This is a genomic window from Micromonospora sp. KC213 (assembly GCF_004348325.1).
In the GTDB taxonomy this organism is placed as follows: Bacteria; Actinomycetota; Actinomycetes; order Mycobacteriales; family Micromonosporaceae; genus Micromonospora.
The window spans coordinates 53,125-70,590 of sequence record NZ_SMKF01000008.1 but is presented as its reverse complement, the minus strand read 5'-3'; the positions used below and the strand labels follow the sequence as shown (position 1 = coordinate 70,590).

The 17,466-nt window shown below is 73.5% G+C and carries 15 protein-coding genes; 4 read left to right on the top strand and 11 right to left on the bottom strand.

Going from position 1 to position 17,466, the window contains the following annotated elements; all coding sequences use genetic code 11:
- Positions 1-109: 109 nt before the first annotated feature.
- Genes E1166_RS04080 through E1166_RS04070 form a run of 3 tightly spaced genes read right to left on the bottom strand, consistent with a single transcriptional unit; the run spans position 110 to position 2,442 of the window.
- Positions 110-628, bottom strand: coding sequence for a 2'-5' RNA ligase family protein (locus E1166_RS04080; RefSeq protein ID WP_132335870.1), 519 nt, complete (start codon positions 626-628; stop codon positions 110-112).
- Positions 629-688: 60 nt separating this feature from the next.
- Entirely contained in the window at positions 689-1,294 is a 606-nt protein-coding gene (locus E1166_RS04075) for a response regulator transcription factor (protein ID WP_132335868.1), read from the bottom strand.
- The gene (locus tag E1166_RS04070; RefSeq protein ID WP_132335866.1) at positions 1,291-2,442 is read right to left on the bottom strand and encodes a histidine kinase; all 1,152 of its coding nucleotides are present in this window, start codon (positions 2,440-2,442) and stop codon (positions 1,291-1,293) included. The genes E1166_RS04075 and E1166_RS04070 overlap by 4 nt, the downstream gene beginning before the upstream one ends.
- Before the next feature lie 132 nt (positions 2,443-2,574).
- On the opposite strand from E1166_RS04070, the gene E1166_RS04065 reads away from it, so the two are divergent.
- Together E1166_RS04065 and E1166_RS04060 are read left to right on the top strand one after the other, a co-directional pair.
- A complete protein-coding gene (locus E1166_RS04065) occupies positions 2,575-3,414 on the top strand; it encodes a hypothetical protein (protein ID WP_243710140.1) in 840 nt (279 codons plus the stop codon).
- A 70-nt stretch (positions 3,415-3,484) separates the two neighbouring features.
- Entirely contained in the window at positions 3,485-5,293 is a 1,809-nt protein-coding gene (locus E1166_RS04060; RefSeq protein WP_132335864.1) for a DEAD/DEAH box helicase, read from the top strand.
- A 52-nt stretch (positions 5,294-5,345) separates the two neighbouring features.
- Here the strand turns inward: E1166_RS04060 and lon are convergent, their stop codons facing one another.
- Positions 5,346-7,682 (bottom strand): endopeptidase La, encoded by a 2,337-nt coding sequence (lon, locus tag E1166_RS04055; RefSeq protein WP_132335862.1) that lies wholly within the window; start codon positions 7,680-7,682, stop codon positions 5,346-5,348.
- A 243-nt stretch (positions 7,683-7,925) separates the two neighbouring features.
- On the opposite strand from lon, the gene E1166_RS04050 reads away from it, so the two are divergent.
- The gene (locus tag E1166_RS04050) at positions 7,926-8,273 is read left to right on the top strand and encodes an Lsr2 family protein (RefSeq protein ID WP_132260863.1); all 348 of its coding nucleotides are present in this window, start codon (positions 7,926-7,928) and stop codon (positions 8,271-8,273) included.
- 184 nt (positions 8,274-8,457) lie between these two features.
- Here the strand turns inward: E1166_RS04050 and E1166_RS04045 are convergent, their stop codons facing one another.
- Positions 8,458-9,702 carry a hypothetical protein gene (locus E1166_RS04045; RefSeq protein WP_132335860.1) on the bottom strand — a complete coding sequence of 415 codons (1,245 nt, stop codon included), beginning with the start codon at positions 9,700-9,702 and terminating at the stop codon, positions 8,458-8,460.
- A 298-nt stretch (positions 9,703-10,000) separates the two neighbouring features.
- Positions 10,001-10,882 (bottom strand): hypothetical protein, encoded by an 882-nt coding sequence (locus E1166_RS04040; RefSeq protein ID WP_132335858.1) that lies wholly within the window; start codon positions 10,880-10,882, stop codon positions 10,001-10,003.
- Between the two features lie 256 nt (positions 10,883-11,138).
- Between E1166_RS04040 and E1166_RS04035 the strand changes: the two genes are divergently transcribed.
- A complete protein-coding gene (locus E1166_RS04035; protein WP_132335894.1) occupies positions 11,139-11,516 on the top strand; it encodes an FKBP-type peptidyl-prolyl cis-trans isomerase in 378 nt (125 codons plus the stop codon).
- A gap of 122 nt (positions 11,517-11,638) precedes the next feature.
- Here E1166_RS04035 and E1166_RS04030 read toward each other — a convergent pair whose 3' ends face one another.
- The 5 genes from E1166_RS04030 to pdhA form a co-directional block, all read right to left on the bottom strand.
- Positions 11,639-12,007, bottom strand: a complete 369-nt coding sequence (locus E1166_RS04030; RefSeq protein ID WP_132335856.1) for an STAS domain-containing protein — start codon at positions 12,005-12,007, stop codon at positions 11,639-11,641.
- A 226-nt stretch (positions 12,008-12,233) separates the two neighbouring features.
- Positions 12,234-13,508 (bottom strand): Ig-like domain-containing protein, encoded by a 1,275-nt coding sequence (locus E1166_RS04025; RefSeq protein ID WP_132335854.1) that lies wholly within the window; start codon positions 13,506-13,508, stop codon positions 12,234-12,236.
- Positions 13,509-13,811: 303 nt separating this feature from the next.
- A complete protein-coding gene (locus E1166_RS04020; protein WP_132335852.1) occupies positions 13,812-15,227 on the bottom strand; it encodes a dihydrolipoamide acetyltransferase family protein in 1,416 nt (471 codons plus the stop codon).
- Positions 15,212-16,216: a transketolase C-terminal domain-containing protein gene (locus E1166_RS04015; RefSeq protein WP_132260857.1), complete on the bottom strand. Its 1,005-nt coding sequence runs from the start codon at positions 16,214-16,216 to the stop codon at positions 15,212-15,214. Before E1166_RS04015 ends, E1166_RS04020 begins: the two co-directional genes overlap by 16 nt.
- Positions 16,216-17,382 carry a pyruvate dehydrogenase (acetyl-transferring) E1 component subunit alpha gene (gene pdhA / locus E1166_RS04010; RefSeq protein WP_132335850.1) on the bottom strand — a complete coding sequence of 389 codons (1,167 nt, stop codon included), beginning with the start codon at positions 17,380-17,382 and terminating at the stop codon, positions 16,216-16,218. Before pdhA ends, E1166_RS04015 begins: the two co-directional genes overlap by 1 nt.
- Positions 17,383-17,466 lie beyond the last annotated feature (84 nt).

The window sequence follows — 17,466 nt, the reverse complement described above, 5'->3', positions numbered from 1 at the left end:
GGGCGGGACGTGGGACGGTGATGTGGGTCACCACGGCGGCACGCTGCCGGGCGTCCGCCGGGCCGGACCCCCGACGGGGGCCGCGCCTACCGCGTACCCGCGTCCGCGGTCAGGAGGCCGCGCCCAGCGGGCTGACCGTACGGGTGTCCCCGTCGTAGCTGCGGGCGGCGACGAACTCACCCGACGGCCGGTCCGCGCCGGCCAGCACGCGGGCGAGCCGCCGGTCGTGGTGTCGGAAACGCAGTGCGAGGCTCAGGTGCGGGATCCACCGACCGGGGGCGTGCCACGGGTTGCGGCCACCGGCGGGGGTGAGCACCTCGTCGACCGCCTCGTGCAACGCCGTCAGCCGGGGGTCGGGCCGCACCAGCCAGACCAGCGGGGCGCTGCCGTCGAGCACCTCCACCCGGCCGAGGTGCACCGGTAGGGGCAGCGCCGCGTCGAAGAGATCGGCCAGCCGTTCGGCGGCACCGGGCGGGAACCGGTCGACCGAGGCCATGGTCAGGTGCGGGCGGTTGGTGGGGTGGGTGTTGCGGGCCAGGCTCGGCAGGCCGGCGGCGGCGAGCCGGTCCCAGGCGGCACGCACCGTCTCCTCCAGCCGGGGGTCGCAGACCAGTTCGACGGTGGGCACCTGGTCAGGCTATCGGCGGGGTGGGCGGTGGCGACGCCCCGCGGTGACCTTGCACCGCGACTAGAGCCAGCCGGCCTCGCGGGCAATCCGAACCGCGTCGGCCCGGTCGGCCGCCCCGAGTTTCTGCACACACGCGCTCAGGTGGTTGCGCACCGTCCCCGGGGCAAGGTGGGTGCGCCGGGCGATCACCGCGACCGGGCTGCCGTACCCGGCCAGCCGCAGGGTCTCCAGTTCCCGAGGGGTGAGCGGGCAGGGTGGCAGGGTCAGCGCGTCAGCGGCCAGCGCCGGGTCCACGTACCGGGCGCCGGCGTGTACCCGGCGCACCACGTCGGCGAGGGCGCCACCGGGGGCGCCCTTGGCCAGGAAGCCGCGCGCCCCCGCGGCCAGTGCCCGGCCCAGGTGTCCCGGGCGGCCGTGCCCGGTGAGGATGACCACCGCGCAGGAGGGCAGCGCGCGAGCCAGCTCGGCGGCGAGTGCGATCCCGCCCGGCGGCGGCATCTCGAGGTCCACCACGGCCACGTCCGGCCGGTGTGCCCGGGCCGCCTCCAGGGCACCCCGGCCGTCGCCCGCCTGGGCCACCACCTCGATGTCCCTCTCCAGCCCGAGCAGCGCGGCGAGAGCCTGGCGGATCAGCTCCTCGTCGTCGGCGAGCAAAACGCGGATCACCGGGGCACCGGTACGGTCACCGCGAGGGTGAAGACCCCGCTCTCGCACCGGACACGCAGGCCGCCACCCGCCGCCGCCACCCGCTCGGCCAGCCCGCGCAGCCCGTGGCTGTGCCCGTCGGGTTCTCGGGCGTCGCCGACGCCGTCGTTGCTCACCGTCATCGTCACCGCGTCGTCCTCCCGCACGATCCCGATCCGGCACCAGTTGGCCCGGCTGTGCCGCAGCACGTTCGTCGCCGCCTCGCGCAGTACGGCGGCCAGTTCGGCAGCGGCCTCCGCCGGCAGTTCGCCGGCGGCCGCGTCCACGTCGCAGCGCACCCCGCAGGAACGCAGCACCTCGGTCACGGCGGCCAACTGCTCGCCGAGGTCCACCGCCCGGTAGCCGTGTACCGCCTCGCGGACCCGGTGCAGCGCCGTGCCGGCGAGCCGCTGCACCTCGGCCGCCTCCCGGCCGGCCCGCCCGGCGTCGACCGACGCGAGCCGGGCGGCGAGTTCCGCCTTCAGCGCGATCACGGTGAGGTCGTGACCGAGCAGGTCGTGCACGTCCCGGGCGAAGCGCAGCCGCTCCTCGGCCGCGGCCAGCCGGGCGTGGGCCTGCTGTCCCTGCCGGGCGGCCACGAGCAGGTCCCAGAACCACACCTGCACCCCGTTGACGGCCGCGGCGCCGGCGCCCACCCCGCCAGCGATCACCACGGCGGCGGCGGCCGAACCGCCGGTCCACCCAGCCACCGCGACCGCGACCGCGACGACCGCCGCCGCGACGGCCAGCGCGGGGCGGGGACGCAGCAGCAGCGGCGTCATCCCCACCAGCGACGCGCCCAGCCACGCCCAGGTGGGCCAGGCACCGGCTGCCACCGGCCCGGCCAGCGGCACGGTGGCCACGGCGACCACGGCGAAGGCGGCGTGCAGGCGGTGTCGGCGGCGCTGCCCCAGCCACGGGGTGACCGCCGCGTGCAGCACCGCGGCCTGAGCGACGGCGAAGGCCACCAGGCCGGTCGCGCCGAGCGCCAGCCGCAGCGGGTCCGGCTCGCGCGTCAGGCCGATGCCGGGCAGCAGCAGCGCGGAGCCCACGCTGGCCACCAGCGAGGCGAGCGCCACCCGACGGGCCCGGCGCAGCCGCCGGTCCGTATCCGTCGCCCCCACCGTCATGTCCGCCGATCCTAGGGCCGGGCGGGACCATGCTGGCCCCCGCGACCGTCACGGGTCACCCGTGGACTCCGCACGCCCGTCCCGTGTCGGACGCACCTGTCGCCGCGCGCCGCCCGGCGGCAGGGTCGAGGCATGTCCGAGACGCTTGCCGTACCCACGTCCCCGGCCACTGCCCGGGACCGCCCCGGCCGCCGCCTGCTGCGGCACCTGGTCGGGATGACCGTCGCGATGGTGGCCGGGATGCTGCTGCTCGATCCGCTCTGGCGTACCGCCGGCGCGGCGCTGGAGTTCACCGACGTCCTGGCCAAGCCGGCGGTCGCCGCCCTGGTCATGGCGACCAACATGTCGATCGGGATGGTGGCGTGGATGTGGCACCGGGGTCACCGAGCCCGGACGCTCGTCGAGATGGTCGCCGCGATGTACGTGCCGTACCTGCTGCTGTTCGTCCCGTTCGCCGCCGGGCCGCTCGACGGGGAGGCCCTGCTACTCGGCGGCCACCTGCTGATGGTGCCGGCGATGGTCGTGGTGGCGGTCCGGCACCGGCACGCGCACCCGGTTCCGTCGCCTCGGCGTCCGGTCGTCGCAGCGTTGGTCTCCCGGTGGCCGTCCTGGCTGGCGCTGCTGATAACGGTCGACAACTGGTTCGACCCGGTGGTGCTGCCACCGCTCAGCCTGCTCGTTCTCCCGTTCGGCTTCCTGGTGGCGGGCACGGTGCGTCGCAGCTGGCGGGACCGGGCGGCGGTGGCGTCCCAGTTGGCCGGCCTGGCCGGGTGGGGGACGCTGGCGGCGCTGGCCGTCGTCGCCGACGACGGCCCGGCGCGCTGGCTGGTGGCCGGTGGCTGGCTGGCCCACGCCGCCTGGGACGCCGTGCACCATCGGCTGGACCGGGTGGTGCCCCGCGGGTACTCGGAGTGGTGCGGGGTCCTGGACACCGCAGTCGGGCTGACCATGGTGCTGGCCATCCTGGCCTGAACCTGGCGGGGACGACGGTTTGTGGGCGGTCGCCGCAGCGGGCCGGTCGGGGTGATGAAAAGCTTTGCCCATGAGTTCCGCACCAGAATCGACCCCCCGCACCTCCACCGGCCCCGACGAGGCGAGCGCCTTCACGGATCTCGGACTCCGCGCCGAACTGCTCGGCGCGCTCGCCGCGCTCGGCTACGAGGAGCCGACCCCGATCCAGCGGGAGGCGATCCCGCCGCTGCTGGCCGGTCAGGACCTGCTCGGCCAGGCCGCCACCGGCACCGGCAAGACGGCCGCGTTCGCGTTGCCGCTGCTGCAGCGGATGCCGGACGCACGCGGCAGCGGGGATCCGGTGTCGCTGGTGCTGGTGCCCACCCGGGAGCTGGCGGTGCAGGTGTCGGAGGCGTTCCACCGCTACGGCAAGGACCTGGGTGCCCGGGTGCTGCCGATCTACGGCGGCCAGCCGATCGGCCGGCAGCTGCGCGCGCTGGACATGGGCGTGGACGTGGTGGTGGCCACCCCGGGGCGGGCGCTGGACCACATCGCCCGGGGCACGCTGCGGCTGACCGACCTGACCACGGTGGTGCTCGACGAGGCCGACGAGATGCTCGACATGGGCTTCGCCGAGGACATCGAGGCGATTTTGGAGCACGCCCCCGCGCAGCGGCAGACGGTGCTCTTCTCCGCCACCATGCCGTCGCGTATCGACGGGCTGGCCCGCCAGCACCTGACCGACCCGGTGCGGATCCAGATCGAGCGGGAGCGGACGGTGGCCGGCGAGGCGCCCCGGGTGCGGCAGAGCGGGTACATCGTGGCCCGGGCGCACAAGCCGGCGGCGTTGGGTCGGGTCCTGGACGTCGAGTCACCCACCGCGGCGATCGTCTTCTGCCGCAGCCGCGAGGAGGTGGACCGGCTCACCGAGACGATGAACGGCCGCGGCTACCGGGCCGAGGCGCTGCACGGCGGGATGAGCCAGGAGCAGCGGGACCGGGTGATGGGCCGGCTGCGCTCCGGCACCGCCGACCTGCTGGTCGCCACCGACGTGGCGGCCCGTGGGCTGGACGTCGAACAGCTCACCCACGTGGTCAACTACGACGTGCCGTCGGCGCCGGAGTCGTACGTGCACCGGATCGGCCGCGTCGGGCGGGCTGGCCGGGAGGGCGTGGCGATCACCCTCGCCGAGCCGCGCGAGCACCGGATGCTCAAGACGATCGAGCGGGTGACCGGGCAGCGGATCGCCATCGACAAGTTGCCGACCGTGGCCGACCTGCGCACCCGCCGGCTGGAACTGACCCAGGCGGCGCTGCGGGAGTCGCTGCTCGAGGACGACCTGGAACCGTTCCGGGTGATCGTGGAGTCGCTGTCGGACGAGTTCGACATGATGGAGGTCGCGCTCGCGGCGGTGAAGCTGGCCCACGAGGCGGCCCTGCCGGGCTCCGACGACGACGAGGAGGAGATCCCGCAGGTCGCGGTCCGTCCGCCGCGCGAGACCCGACCGGGGTACGAGGGTCGCGGTGGCGACCGCCGCCCGGGCCGTCCCCGCCCCGCGGGTACGACGCAGGTCTTCATCGGCCTGGGCCGGCGCGCGGGGGTACGCCCGCAGGATCTGGTGGGCGCGATCACCGGGGAGACCGGGGTCAGCGGCCGGGACATCGGTTCGATCGAGATCGCCGACCGGTTCTCCCTGGTGGAGGTGCCGGTCGGGGTGGCCGACGAGGTGATCGCCGGGCTACGCGGCAGCACCATCAAGGGCCGCAAGGCGACCGTACGCCGGGACCGTGACGGCGACGGCGACGGCGGCGGTGGCGGTGAGCGCCGGTTCGACGGCGCCGACCGGCGCGAGCGCCGGGGCCGGGACTTCGACGGCGGCGGTCGACGGGACCGCTACTGACACCGACGTCCCCCGTCCGTGCCGGGCAGGGGACGGGGGACGTCGGTGTCCGTCAGGCCGCGCTGAGCGCCGGACCGCCGAGGGTGCCGGCGTTCACGTCGGCCGGGCGCAGCGCCAGGGCGAGCACGTCGGCGACGTCGGTGAGGGTGTGCACGGTCAGCGCCTCGCGGACCTCGGCGGGCAGGTCGTCCAGGTCCGGCTCGTTGCGCTTCGGAATGATCACTTCGGTGAGGCCGGCCCGGTGGGCGGCGAGCAGCTTCTGCTTGACCCCACCGATGGGCAGCACCCGGCCGGAGAGGGTCACCTCGCCAGTCATCCCGAACTCGGGGCGCACCGGCCGGCCGCTGGCCAGCGACGCCAGCGCGGTGACCATGGTGATGCCGGCGCTGGGGCCGTCCTTGGGCACCGCGCCCGCCGGGACGTGCAGGTGGATCCGCCGCCCGGCCAGGGCGTTCGGGTCGAGCCCGAGCCGTCGCCCGTTGGAGCGCAGGTACGACAGCGCGATGTGCGCGGACTCCTTCATCACGTCGCCGAGCTGGCCGGTGAGCGTCAACCCCGGCTCGCCCTCCATGCTGGTCGCCTCGATGAACAGCACGTCCCCGCCCGCGCCGGTGACGGCCAGGCCGGTGGCCACGCCCGGCACGGCGGTACGCTCCGCCGACTCCGGGGTGTGCTTCGGCCGGCCCAGGTAGCGGGCCAGGTTGTCGGTGTCCACCCGCACCGGCGCGGGGTCGGTGGCCAGCTCGACGGCGACCTTGCGCAGGACCTTCGCCAGGGCCCGCTCCAACTGCCGGACGCCGGCCTCCCGGGTGTACTCCCCGGCGATCCGCGAAAGCGCCGCGTCGTCGAGGGTCACCTCGTCGGCGGTGAGCCCGGCGCGTTCCCGCTGTCGGGGCAGCAGGTGGTCCCGGGCGATGGCCACCTTCTCGTCCTCGGTGTAGCCGTCCAGGGTGACCAGTTCCATCCGGTCCAGCAGCGGGCCGGGGATGGCCTCCACCACGTTGGCGGTGGCCAGGAAGAGCACGTCGGACAGGTCGAGGTCGACCTCCAGGTAGTGGTCCCGGAAGGTGTGGTTCTGCGCCGGGTCGAGCACTTCCAGCAGGGCGGCGGCGGGGTCGCCGGCGTAGCCGACGGCCAGTTTGTCCACCTCGTCGAGGAGCACGACCGGGTTCATCGAGCCGGCCTCGCGCAGCGCGCGGACGATCCGGCCGGGCAGCGCGCCGACGTAGGTGCGCCGGTGGCCGCGGATCTCGGCCTCGTCGCGGACCCCGCCCAGGGAGACCCGGACGAAGGTGCGGCCCAGCGCCCGGGCGACGGACTCGCCGAGGCTGGTCTTGCCGACGCCGGGCGGTCCGGCCAGGGCGAGCACCGCGCCGGAGCCGCGTCCGCCGACCACGCCGAGATTGCGCTCGGCGCGGCGGTTGCGCACCGCCAGGTACTCCAGGATGCGGTCCTTCACGTCGGCCAGGCCGGCGTGGTCGGCGTCGAGCACCGCGCGGGCCGCGGCCAGGTCGGTGTTGTCCTGGGTACGCGTGGTCCACGGCATCTCCAGCACGGTGTCCAACCAGGTACGGATCCAGCCCGCCTCCGGGGAGGCGTCGCTGGCCCGTTCCAGCTTGCCGACCTCGCGCAGCGCCGCCTCGCGTACCTTCTCGGGTAGTCCGGCGGCCTCGACGCGGGCCCGGTAGTCGGCGGAGCCGTCGGGCTCGTCCTCGCCGAGTTCCTTGCGGATGGCGGCCAGTTGCTGCCGGAGCAGGAACTCGCGCTGGGACTTCTCCAGCCCCTCGCGCACGTCGTTGTTGATCCGCTCGGTGACCTCCTGCTCGGCCAGGTGGTCCTTCACCCAGCCGACCAGCAGTTCGAGCCGGGCGGTGACGTCCGGCGCGGCGAGCAGTTCGGTCTTCTGCGCCAGGGTGAGCCAGGGCGCGTATCCGGCCGCGTCGGCCGGCTCGGAGAGGTCGGTCATCCGTTCCATCGCGTCGATGACCTGCCAGGCGCCGCGCTGCTGGAGGACCGAGGTCATCAGCGCCCGGTACTCACGGGCCAGGTCCCGGGCCCGGCCGGCCGGGGCGGGCTCGTCCAGCGGGGCCGCCTCGACCCAGAGGGCCGCGCCGGGGCCGGGCACGCCGGAGCCGATGCGGGCCCGGGCGAGGCCACGCACCACGGCGGCGGGTTCGCCGTCGGGCAGCCGGCCCACCTTCTCGATGGTGGCGATCACGCCGACGGAGCCGTACTCGCCGTCGATACGGGGCACGGCGAGGAGCTTGTGCTCGCCGGTGGCACGGGCCGCGTCGACCGCGGCCTGCGTACTCGGATCGAGGGTCACCGGAATGACCATTCCGGGCAGCAGGACGGCGTCGGTCAGGGGAAGTACCGGAAAGGGTGCCATCGAACACCTGCCATCAGTGGAGTTGAGCGTGTCAGACTCAAGCTGCCCGGCGTTCCTCTTGTTCCTGGCTGTGACCCGGGACACTGCGACCGCATCGGCCGCGACACCGGGTCGAGCATCGGCCGCAGGTTATCCGACGATTGCGCGACTCGCGCAAATGAAAACGACGCATATTGTTGCGGATTTGCCACAGGATGGGTCAAACTCTTAGCCACACCCCGCCCAACACAGGGAGTAATGGCGATGGCAAGGAAGGTAATAACCGTTCTGACCGACGACCTCGACGGCGGAAAGGCCGATCGGACCGTCGAGTTCAGTCTGGACGGTGCGGCATACACCATCGACCTCTCCGACGAGAACGCGGGGGTCCTTCGCAAGTCGCTGGACCCGTACATCACCGCTGGCCGACGGCTGGGCCGGGGCAACGTCGAGGCCGGTCGTCCGGCCCGCCGTCCCGGTCGTGCCGGGGTCTCGGGAATGGACCGTGAGCAGAACCGGGCCATCCGGGAATGGGCCGCCAAGAACGGCTTCGAGATTTCCGAGCGTGGACGCATCCCGGTCAACGTCGTGGAGGCGTGGAAGAACCGCTGACCACCACGGGCGGTTCACCGTCCGCTGCGCCGGGACCACGCTGGGAAATCAGCGCGGGTCCCGGCGCTTTTCGTGCCGTTCGCCATTCCTGACCTTGTCTCGGGACTGGCGGCGGCGTACGCACGAACGCCTGCGGGCCGCCCGGACATCCGTCCGAGCGGCCCGCAGGCGTTCGTACGCCGGGTCAGTTGACCTGGATCCGCACCACGTCGAAGGCGGGGGTCTGGTTGGCCCGCTCCATCATCGGCACCCGGTGCGAGCCGTCACCGGCCCAGACCGCGCACTGCGCGGTGCCGTTCTGCGGCAGGCCCGGAACCTGGATCACGACCTCGTCGGCCTGGCGACCGCCGCGACCGTCCTCGGTCGCGACGAAGAAGGCCGGCACGGCCTCCGGGTTCGTCGGCGCGCTGTTGGTGTTCTGCAGCATCCGGCAGGCGGTGTGGAAGTGTCCACGGGTGAGACCCTGGCCGTTGAGGACCGAACTCTCCTTGTAGTAACCACCCTGGCCGGCGGCCAGGAACCGGTCGCGGACCAGGTTGCGGGTGGAGATCCGCAGGGTGAACGCCTGGTTGCGCTGGACCTGGTTCGGGAACTGCGTGATCAGCAGGGACGGGTTGTTGGCCGCCGCACCGACCTCACCGAAGGCGGTGCCCACGCAGCGGTTGCCGTTCTGGAAACCGTCGTGCGCCTGGAGCCGGCTGTTGCCGCAGTCCTTGGCGAGGACATCGAGGGCGTTGCCGTTGTTCCCGTTGTTGTTCTGGCCGCCGTTGTTCTGGCCGCCGTTCTGGCCGCCGTTGTTGACGTTGCCCTGGGCGGCGACGGTGCAGGTGGCGAGCTGCTCAAGACCCTGCGGTCGCTGCGCCACCCGGCCGATCGCGATCGCGATCCGGTCCAGGACCGCGGCCCGCTTCCCGGCCAGCGGGCCCAGGATGGCGTTGTTGATGAAGCCCTGTCCCTTGTTGCCCTCGGCGGCCAGCCGCCGGTTCGCCTCGTCGATCTGCGTCTTGAGCAGGGCCAGGTTCCGGTCGACCTCGTTGCGCGCCTGGGCGGGGATCTGCGGCAGCCGTGCGGTCACGTCCGGGCACGACACCCCGGAGGCGAGGGTCGTCACCGGAGCGTTGCCGGCCTTGAGCGAATTGCACTCGGCGACCGACATCTGGCCGTCACCCCAGTGGTTGCGCACCCAACGACCGTTCTGCCAGGTCTGGGTGGTGCTGGTCCGGCCACCCGGAGAGGTCGCGCCCGGGCTCGGCGGCACACAGTTCGACGACACCGTACGGGTGTTCGTCGACTGCCGGCGCTCACCGGCCGACGAGATCTGGGTCACGGCGGCGATTCCACCGAAGACCGCGAGCGCGCCGACCGCCGCGAGCAGTCGCTTGCTCCGCGCGCTGCCGGCAGACCGGCGCGCCCCTGAGGTCCTGCGCATCGAATTGCTCTCCTTCTCGATCCGGTACCTGACTCGTGATCCCGTCGGGCGACGGAATGGCGGGGTGGGTCACCCCCTCAGGATCACTGCGACGTTCCGGTCGCACGTCGATGGCCGACGATGCCGTTTCGCACCGTCCGCCGCGTCGGCTGGCGCGGCTGGAAGATCCGTGTCCGTTCCCGTTTAGGTACGGAGACTCTCCGGCGATGGTTCAACGCGGATCGAGGATTCGGGGGCGATTTTTCGCCAGCCCCGGTACCGGGACACCGAGTCACGGTGCGATGACGAAAGGCGATCGTCAGTCGGCGCAGAGGTGGTCGAAGGCGAAGTCGTCGGCCAACTCGTCCCGGCGGTCGCGCAGCGCCCGGATCTGTCGCCGCAGCTCGGTCCGGTCGACCAGTGCCGGCTCGTCCATCTCCGGAGAACGCAGCCGCTCCCCCACCGCGAGGGCGGCCAGGTCCTCGGCGAACCGGGCGGCGTCCACCCCGCAGCGGAACCGGTGCTCCCGCACGGTGACCCGCTCGACCAGGCTCTGCCCGGGGCGCACCTCGACCCAGCTCCAGCCCTCGGCCGCGCCGTCGCGCCACCGCACGTGCAGACCGCGAACGATCGGATCGGCCAGCCGCCGGGCCACGTACGCGGCCACGGCGTCGGCCCGCGCCAACGCCCCGAGATCGTTGACATACCCCTGTCGACCGTCGGGCAGCCGGCCGACGATGTCGCGGAAGCCGACCGGCGGATCGAGCGCCTCGGCGTCCGGTCCGACGGGCGGCACCGCAGTGGCGTAGTCGCGGGCTTCCAGGACGTACGTGACGATCGGCCGGCCGTGGTCGGCAGCGCGCAGGGTGGGCGACTCGATCCGCAGCACGGGCAGACCGACCGCGGCGCAGACCGCCTCGCGCATCCGCTCGGCACGCAGCCTCACCGACCCGGGCGGGGCGGCCGGGGCGATCGACACGGCCAGGCGCGGCAGACCGCTGTCGGCCGCGCAGACGACGTGGTCGAACTCTTCCCGGGTGGCCGAACTCCACTGGTGCCCGGTGATCCCCTCCGGGCGATGTGCCACCAGCTCACCCAGTCGCCGATGCCCGTGCACCACGTGGCCGGCCCGGGTGAACGACCCACCACCGTCGCAGGGCACTGGCCGCAGCCGGGCGTCGTCGGTGGCGGTGGGTGTCATCGTCGGCGAATCCTCACGCTCGGTCGGTCGACCGCCGAGTCTAGGGCGTCGACCGGGCCGCCGGGCGCCATCACCGACGGCGTCCCGTCGGCGTCCGCGAGTGATCATTGCCGGGCAGACGGCAGGGGCGGCCGTGGGGTCCGCACGGGATCGGCCCTACACGATCGGGCAGGATCGACGGTGACCGGAGGATAAACGGCCGTGGCCGCGCCGGACGGGCGGGCCGCCGGCACGAGCACAGGAGAAGCAGATGAGCATGCCCCAGGCAGGCAAGCCCGAGATCGGCCCGATCGAGGGCGCGCCCCCGGCCGACCTCGTCGTCGAGGACATCAGCGTGGGCAACGGCCCCGAGGCGCAGCCGGGCCAACTGGCCGAGGTCCACTACGTCGGGGTGTCGCACTCCACCGGCCGGGAGTTCGACGCCTCGTGGAACCGGAACCAGACCTTCCAGTTTCCGCTCGGCGGCGGTCAGGTCATCGCCGGCTGGGACCAGGGTGTGGTGGGCATGCGGGTCGGCGGCCGCCGCCGGCTGACCATCCCACCGCACCTGGGCTACGGCGCCCGGGGCGCCGGCGGCGTGATCAAGCCGAACGAGACCCTCGTCTTCGTCGTCGACCTGGTGGGCGTGCGCTGAGCCGTCGCGGGGCCGCCGGTGGGCCCGACGGCCCCGCGACGCAGGCACGGTCGGCAGCCGAGGTCGCACCGGTTGGGCACCGGTGGGCCGGGGCGTTCGACGACCCGGGATCCCGCCGGGACTCAGGCGCAGGCCGCCAGGTCGCTGCGGCGGCAGGCGGCCGGGGCGGCACCGACCAGCACGGGGACGATCCGGTGGACACCGGTGACCCGCAGCACCCGGGCAACGACCGGATCGGGATTCACCAGCACCAGCTCGCCGCCGCGGGCCCGGACCCGAAGCCGCGCGGCGAGCAGCGCCCGCACCCCGGACGCGGAGAGCAGCCGCACCCCGGAGAGGTCAACCCGCAGCACCGGTCGGGCCGGCGCGGCCCAGAGCGCGGCGCGCAACTCGCCGACCGAGGCCACGTCGATCTCGCCGACCACCCGCACCTCGGCCACCTCGTCCCGCACGTCGAGCTGGACGTGGAGCCGATCACCGTGCTGTCCCATGCCGACGAAACTACCCTCCACCACCGACAATCAGGCCCCGCCGCGGGCCTATCCCCGGGTACGCCCCGGGAACGCCCCGACCCGTCTCAGGGGAACCGGGCCGGCCGGGCGACGGCGGCCGGGAGCCGACAGACGGCTGTGCCACGGCCACGCCCCGGCGGCGACGACCGCGACCGGCCCGCCCTGCGGCGAGCCGGTCGCACCCCGGTCGTTCCTCCCCTGGCTCTCAGCCGCCGCTGGCCGACGGTGTCGGCTCCGGTGACGAGCCGCCCGCCACCGCTCCCGGATGCCCCTGCGACCCGACGGGCGCCGGCTTGAGCCCCGGCGGCACCGGCAGCGCGCTGCCTCGGACGAACTCGTCCCAACTGACGTTCCAGGCCGTCCAGCCGTTGCCGTGCCGGACCTGCACCTCGGTGCCCTTCACCGTGATCAGGTCGCCGACCTGGGTGATGCCCATCAGCCAGTCGGCGGCGGCGGACGACACGTTGGCGCAGCCGTGCGAGACGTTGGTGTGGCCCTGGTCCCCCTCCGACCACGGCGCGGCGTGGATGAACTCCCCGCCCCAGGTGTAGCGCTGGGCGTCCTCGACATCGACCACGTAGGGGTCGGCCGAGCCCCGGGTGTCGAAGGTCGTCTGCTGGTGCTTCTCCATGATCACCATCTTGCCGCTGGAGCTCGGCGTGCTGGGCTTGCCGAGGCTCACCGGGATCTTGCGGACCAGTTTGTGATCCCGGAAGACCGACATCTGCTTGGTCGCGTTGTCGATCTCGAGGGCGACCTGGCGGCCGATCCGGGACGTTGCCCGCCGGTCCTCGTCGCCGACGTACCGCGTACCGATGGGCAGCCCTTCGAGCCCGGCACGGACGCTGATCTTCGTGCCCGGCTTCCAGAAATCCGGCGCCCGGTAGTAGACCTGCGTGCCGTCCTCCAGCCACGACCAGGTACCCGGCTGCGGCGGATCCGTCTTCACGAACAATCGTCGCTGCACCGCCGCCCTGGCTTCTTTCGGAATTCCCGGATCGAATGCCACGGTCACTGGCATCGCCGTGCCGTACGTCTGGTTTCCGGCGAAGTAGAGAGTGCTCGTGATGGCCTGCCGGGTCGATTTCGGCGCCGTGGTGAACGTCGTCCTACCGACCGTGGTGCGGCCGTGGTCACCGGTCGCGGTGACCTCCGCGGTGTAGGTGCGGCCGTTCTCCAGTGGGGCGGCCGGCACCCAGCTCGACCCGTCCTCCCGGGGCTCCCCCGCGAGCTGCTTTCCCTTGTCGTCGGTGAGTTTCACCGCAGTGACCCGGCCGCCGCCGACGGTGGTGCCGACCTCCGCGCTGACCGGTACGTCCCTGGCCCGGTCGGCGGGGGTCAGGGTGACCGTCGGGTTCGCCACGGCTCGGCCGGGCGCCGGCCCGGCGGCCGGTTTCCGGTCGGCGGTGCACCCGGCGAGTATCAACGGTGTGGCTGCGATGGTCACCGCAAAAAGCGTCAATCGCCGCCTCACATCCATGTTCAGCCCCCCAATTTCCGCTCCCCTTGGCCACATTCTGTACGTCCCTTCTCGGGGCGCGGCGCTCTTTCGCGGGAAATGCTCGGAAACGGGCGGACGTTTGGCCGTCGCCGTGCTCCCGACGTTGCCTCGGCACCCGGCCGTCCGGGTTCGGGCCTGCTGGGTGAGCCGTGCCGCTCAGTCCCGGTCCTGGTCGTTGCACCGACCGCCGTCCGGTCGGGTCCACCCACAACCGGACGACGGCCCGACACGACGGCGGAGCCGGCCGTCCCGGTCAGGGATGGCCGGCTCCGCCGCTTCCGCTCAGACGTTCGCCACCAGCAACGCCGGCTGCTGTACGCAGTCCGCGACGTACCGCAGGAAGCCTCCGGCCACGCCCCCGTCGCAGACCCGGTGGTCGAAGGTGAGGCTGAGCTGCGTCACCTTGCGCACCGCGAGCTGCCCGTCGACCACCCAGGGCTTGTCCACGATGCGGCCCACCCCGAGCAGCGCCGCCTCCGGGTGGTTGATGATCGGGGTGGAACCGTCGACCCCGAACACCCCGTAGTTGTTGAGGGTGAAGGTGCCGCCGGTGAGCCGGGCCGGCGGCAGGGTGCCGGCCCGGGCGTCGGCGGTGGTCTGCGCCAGCGTGGCAGCCAGCTCGCGGGTGGTGAGCCGCTGGGCGTCGCGCAGCACCGGCACCAGCAGGCCCCGGTCGGTCTGCGTGGCGATGCCCAGGTGCACCCCGGCCGACTGGACGATCCGCTGCCCGACGCCGTCGACGTGCGCGTTGAGCTGCGGATACCTCCGCAGACCGCTGAGGCAGACGCGGGCCAGCAGGGCGAGGATGCTCACCGGCGCGTCCGGGGTGGCCGCGTTGATCGCCGCCCGGGTCTCCAGCAGCCCGGTGGCGTCCACGTCGACCCAGATGGTCACCTCGGGGATTTCCCGGCGGCTGCGGGAGAGCTTGTCGGCGATGGCCTTGCGGATGCCGGTCAGTGGGATCACCACGTCCTGGCCGCCGGGGGCCAGCCCGACACGGGCATCGGGCACACCGACGGCCGGCGCGACGGCGTCCGGTTCCGGCGCGGTGGGCCGGGTGGTCGGGGTGGCCGTGGCGGCCTCCACGTCGGCGCGGCGGATCACCCCGCCGGGCCCGGTGCCGCGCAGCGCCGCGAGGTCTATGCCTCGCTCCCTGGCCAGGCGCCGCACGATGGGCGAGATGACCAGGGTCGGCAACGCGGCGGACGAAACGGGCGAAGGGCTGGTACCCGCAGCGTCCACCGGATGCCTGGTGGCCGGCGTCGCGGCGGTGGCACCGCTCGGCGTCGGCCCGGGGGTGGCCGCCGGCCGTGGCCGGCGGCGTCGCCGGCCGGTGCCGCCGTGCCCGGTGCCGTACCCGATCAGCACGTTGCCGGAGCCGGCCCGCTCCTCCTCGCGGTAGGTGGCGTGCCCGGCGGGTTCCGCGCCGCCGTCGAGCGGGGCGATGGTGACCAGCGGCTGGCCGACCGGGCGGATCTCACCGGGCGCGCCGTGCAGGGCGACGACCCGCCCGGCGTACGGGCAGGGCACGTCGACGACGGCCTTGGCGGTCTCCACCTCGACCACCGTCTGGTCCACCGCGACCACGTCACCGACGGCGACCCGCCACTCGACGATCTCCGCCTCGCTCAGCCCCTCCCCCAGGTCCGGCAGGAGGAAATCGCGGGTGCCGCTCACCGTACTCATGCCGCCACCCACCGCGCGTCCGGCTGATCGTCCCACTGCAGACGGGCGACGGTGTCCAACACCCGGTCCACCGACGGCAGGTGGGTGTGCTCCAGCATCGGCGCCGGATACGGGATGTCCAGGCCGGACACCCGCAGCACCGGGGCGTGCAGGGCGTGGAAGCAGCGCTCCTGCACCCGGGCCGCGATCTCCGCGCCGACCCCGGCGAAGCCCTGGGCCTCCTGGATCACCACACAGCGACCGGTGCGGCGCACCGAGGCGGCGACGGTGGCGTCGTCGAACGGCACGACGGTGCGGAGGTCGACCACCTCCAGGTCCCAGCCCTCCTCGCCGGCGGCCTCGGCCGCCGCCAACGCGACCGGCACCGCCGGGCCGTACGCGACCAGGGTGGCGTCGGTGCCGGCCCGGCGGACGACCGCCCGGCCGAACGGCTCCTTGCGCGCCGGCAGCTCCGCCTCGGCGCTGGCGAAGTAGAGCTTCTTCGGTTCCATGAACACGACCGGGTCCGGGTCGTCGATGGCCTCCCGCAGCAGCGAGTACGCATCCTCCACGGTGGCCGGGGTGACCACCTTCAACCCCGGGGTGTGCGCGTAGTACGCCTCGGACGAGTCGCAGTGGTGCTCGACACCGCCGATACCACCGGCGTAGGGCACCCGGATGACGATCGGCACGCTGAGCGCGCCCCGGGTGCGGTTGCGTAGCTTCGCCACGTGCGAGGCGATCTGTTCGAACGCCGGGTACGCGAACGCGTCGAACTGCATCTCGACCACCGGGCGCAGCCCGGACATGGCCAGGCCGACGGCGAAGCCGACGATGCCGGCCTCGGCGAGCGGGGTGTCGAAGCAGCGTTTGTCACCGAAGCGGGCCTGGAGGCCGTCGGTGATCCGGAAGACGCCGCCGAGTTGCCCGACGTCCTCGCCGAAGACGAGCACCCGGTCGTCGGCGAGCATCGCGTCGGCGAGCGCCGCGTTGAGCGCCTTCGCCATGGTCATGGTGGCCATCAGGCGCTCCCCTCCTGCTCGGCGGCCAACTCGGCGCGGACCAGCTCGCGCTGCTCGGCCAGCTGCGGGGTCGGTTCGGCGTAGACGTGGTCGAAGAGGCTGAGCGGGTCGACGGTGGGCTGGGTGTTCATCCGCTCGCGCAGGGCGGCGGCGTACGCCTCGGCCTCCTCACCGATCGCGGCGACCGCCGCGTCGTCGAGCACGTCGCGGGCCCGCAGGTAGGTCTCCAACCGGACCACCGGGTCACGCTCGCCCCACGCCTCGACCTCGTCGGCGTCCCGGTAGCGGGTCGCGTCGTCGGCGTTGGTGTGCGGTTCCATCCGGTAGGTGTGCGCCTCGACCAGGAACGGGCCGTGGCCGGCACGGGCGTGCGCCACCGCGCGGGTGAGCACGGCGAGCACGGCCACCGGGTCGTTGCCGTCGACCTGTTCACTGGGTACGCCGTAGCCGACGCCCTTGTACGCCAGGGCGGGCGCGGCGGTCTGCCGAGACAGCGGGACGCTGATGGCGTACTTGTTGTTCTGCACGAGGTAGACCACCGGGGCCTTGAACACGGCGGCGAAGTTGACGCCCTCGTGGAAGTCGCCCTCGCTGGTGGCGCCGTCGCCGATGAAGGCCAGCGCCACGGTGTCCCGTCCCTGGTAGGACTCGCCGTAGGCAAGTCCGGCGGCGTGCACGCACTGGGTCGCCAACGGGGTGCACTGCGGTGCGGTGCGCCGGGCGGCGGGGTCGTATCCGCAGTGCCAGTCGCCGCGCAGCAGGGTGAGCACCTCGACCGGGTCGATGCCCCGGGCGGTCAGCGCCACCGACTCCCGGTAGGTGGGGAAGACCCAGTCGTCGTCGCGCAGGGCGAGGACGGCGCCGACCTGGCATGCCTCCTGCCCCCGTGAGGACGGGTAGACGGCCAGCCGGCCCTGCTTGGTCAGGGCGGTGGCCTGCGCGTCGAAGCGCCGGCCGACGACCATCCGCCGGTACATCTCCCGCAGTGCCTCGACGGGCGGCTCGGGATAGTCGTCGCGGGGCGGCAGCGGCGTGCCGTCCGGGTTCAGCAGTCGGACCGGCTCGGTCCGCGGGAGCAGATGGGCCGACGGGTCGGGCGCGGCCGGGGTGGCCGGCCGGCGCTTGCGCGCGGATGCCCTGCGGACCGCCTGGGGTGTGGTCGTCACGGCGGGACCTCCTGGACGTGTGGTGGGCCTATGCTCCTGCGGTCGGATGATTGACTCAAGATGCGTGGTGAACGCAGGACGAAT